2 protein-coding genes and 1 pseudogene are annotated in these 1,710 nt (G+C 33.7%); all 3 read left to right on the plus strand.

Translation table 11 applies throughout. The features are described 5' to 3' along the window. Window positions 1–366 (plus strand): annotated as a pseudogene (locus tag A6E03_RS17530) (hypothetical protein); the annotation flags it as partial. 28 nt (window positions 367–394) lie between these two features. Beyond that, window positions 395–1,123 (plus strand): hypothetical protein, encoded by a 729-nt coding sequence (locus A6E03_RS17535; RefSeq protein WP_065601407.1) that lies wholly within the window; start codon window positions 395–397, stop codon window positions 1,121–1,123. Next, a partial coding sequence (locus A6E03_RS17540) for a hypothetical protein (RefSeq protein ID WP_065601408.1) occupies window positions 1,110–1,710 on the plus strand: 601 nt, incomplete at its 3' end. The genes A6E03_RS17535 and A6E03_RS17540, both read left to right, overlap by 14 nt.

Here is a 1,710-nt window from a genome sequence, read left to right on the forward strand (position 1 = left end):
GTCGTTGTATGTTTGATTGCTGTTGTTTTTGTTGGTCCTATGGCGTTTGTTGGAGCAGGGGCGAGTGCATTACTCTCATTCAAACTGTTTAATTTTAGGTTGAAACCTATGATGTTTGAAACGTTGTATTTTGATGAGTCAGTGATAATAAAGTCTTCAAAAGCAAATTATGTATCAATACTTCCCAATGCAGATTTATTAGTTTCAGGGAATGGTTTTATCAGTAATGGTAAAAACATTAATGAAATTTTCAATACATTAAGGGAATTCTATCCAAATGGTTATTTTTATGAGGTAGAGGAAGAAGATGATATATATTCCCATTATAAATATAAAGAGTTCCTACATTCAATCGTTCAGGATTGATGTGAAGTTGTAAAGGATACGTTAAATAATGCATAATAAAGACAATGAATTAGAACTTGAGCGTGAGCTTCATGAATTACCAATTATTTATCAATGGGAAGCTATAAGGTGTGATAGGGCTAGTTATGCTTTGCGCTGGATGATTGCTATTGGCTCGTCATTAATTGTTTATGGTGGCCTATATTTACTAATTAAAGATAGCGAGACGATAATTCCATTATTGCTAATGGGCATAGCTATGGCATTAGTATCGCGTTATTTATTTCTTGCTGATGAGCATATTTGTTTTTATTTAACGGAAAAAGGTATTCACTTTACAACAGAGCAGATAATTCCTGAAATGGCGTATAAAGTGATGAGAGGTTTTGCTTGGTTTGGTGTGGCGGTAAGTTTTTTGGCTGTAACTATAATAGGGCCAATGGCTTTTGTTGGGGCAGGAGCTTGTGCATTGTTGTCATTTAAAATGACAGGGTTTGAGTCAAAAATCAGCAAGTCATACATACTTTTTTCTGATGAATATACTTTATTTGATATTCGAAAAGAGGATACTTTTGCCATTATAAGCCATCCATATGATTTATATGCTTCATACGAATGGTTATTTTATTTTCCTAACGATCGAGAAGAGATAAAGAAGCATCTATTAAGTGTATTTCGTAAAAGTAGATACGTTGAAATAAACCACCCTAAGGAAATAGATAACTACGGCCCATTTGAACCCTCTGAAAACTTGAGCATAAATAATGCTAACTCATAAAGATATAGACAATACAGACAAAATAGAAACCATGAGAAAGGCCTTATACAACGAAGAAGTGCTTTATGAGTATGAAACCATAGAGCACCAATATTTGGGGTATTTTGTGGCATTGTTATGTTCATTATTTATTTTTTGGATGTCGTATGACTCTAGTCATGATGGGCTTGATGTTGGAGAAATTATTATTTACGTAGGAGGTGGTCTTTTACTTAATTTGGTTTTTATTTTTTTTGCATCCGCCGATATAAAGCGGGTTTACAAATTCACTAAAAACGGAATATTAACCGAACAAGCAGATGTGGTACCTGAGTATGCATATAAATGTATACGAATGATAGGTCGAGTGGGGGTCGTTGTATGTTTGATTGCAGTTGTTTTTGTTGGTCCTATGGCGTTCATTGGAGCTGGGGCAAGTGCGTTACTCTCATTCAAACTGGTTAACTTTAGATTAAAACCTATGTTGTTTGAAAGTTTGTATTTTGATGAGTCAGTGATATTTAAAACAAGCAAAGAAAATTATATTGATATTACAGCAAATACCAATGATACCTGCTCTTCGATGGTTTTTTTTTGTAATAAAGATA

Origin of the sequence: Aliivibrio sp. 1S128 (assembly GCF_001691065.1) — a bacterium.
GTDB lineage: Bacteria > Pseudomonadota > Gammaproteobacteria > Enterobacterales > Vibrionaceae > Aliivibrio.

Bases quoted from the DNA above. Each gene is read 5' to 3' on its own strand.
- A6E03_RS17535 (WP_065601407.1), top strand. From the start codon at position 395: ATGCATAATAAAGACAATGAATTAGAACTTGAGCGTGAGCTTCATGAA.